Source organism: Frankia sp. CcWB2, from assembly GCF_977927585.1.
This window is the reverse complement of record NZ_CDWRCM010000002.1, coordinates 55,252-56,266: the sequence shown is the minus strand read 5'-3', so window position 1 is coordinate 56,266 and position 1,015 is coordinate 55,252. Positions and strand designations below refer to the sequence as shown.

The 1,015-nt window shown below is 70.0% G+C and carries 1 protein-coding gene and 1 pseudogene; both read left to right on the top strand.

The features are described 5' to 3' along the window. Positions 1–535, top strand: a 535-nt coding sequence (rpsB, locus tag ACY45C_RS00990) for a 30S ribosomal protein S2 (RefSeq protein ID WP_462185790.1), incomplete at its 5' end; no start/stop codon positions are given. Positions 536–782: 247 nt separating this feature from the next. Next, positions 783–1,015, top strand: a pseudogene (locus tag ACY45C_RS00985) (translation elongation factor Ts); the annotation flags it as partial.

Below are 1,015 nucleotides of genomic sequence, written 5' to 3'. Positions count from 1 at the left end.
GCGGCTCAAGGAGCTCGAGGAGATCGAGGTGACCGGCGGCACCGAGGTGCGCACGAAGAAGGAACAGCTCGTGCTGACCCGGGAGAAGGTCAAGCTCGAGCGCACCCTCGGCGGTATCCGCGACATGAGCCGGGTGCCGAGCGCGGTGTGGGTCGTCGACACGAAGAAGGAGCACATCGCCGTCGGTGAGGCCCGCAAGCTCGGCATTCCCGTCGTGGCGATTCTCGACACGAACTGCGACCCGGACGAGGTCGATTACCCGATCCCCGGCAACGACGACGCGATCCGCAGCGCTGCGCTGCTCACCCGGGTGGTCGCCGATGCGGTCGCGGACGGTCTGATGGCCCGTGCGGGCGCCTCGAGCTCTGCCGATGCCAAGCCCGAGCAGTCTGCGGGTGAGGAGCCGCTCGCCGAGTGGGAGCAGGCACTGCTGCGTGGTGAGGCACCTGTCGAGGCCCCGGGTGCGGTGGAGCCGGCGACGGCGGGGCCCGCGGACGGGACACGACCGGACGCCGCGGTCGGCACCACGGTCTGACCCGCTACCGCGTCTCATTCGCCCGCGGTGATGGCGATCGACCAGCGGTGACATCGTGTGAGGAGGACGGTGGTTCCCCGAGTCGGGTCGGGGACCACCGCTCCCGAATGTCAGGCCTGGTTCCGGTGGTCGGACCCGGGCCCCGGGCCGCTCGGGTGGGCGCTCCCGCGACGCCCGAAGGGCACCGCGGGGCCGGGACCGGTAGAACTACGACAGCATCCAGACCCACACCGACGAGAAGAGCACCATGGCAGAGATTTCAGTCGCTGACATCCGGAAGCTCCGGGAGCTCACCGGCGCTGGGATGAGCGACGTCAAGAAGGCGCTGGTCGACAACGCCGGGGACTTCGAGAAGGCCAAGTCCTGGCTGCGGGAGAAGGGCAAGGCACAGGTCGCCAAGCGTGCGGCACGCAGCGCCGCCAACGGCCTGGTCGAGTCCTACCTGCACCGGACCGACCCGCAGCTCCCGCCTACCCTCGG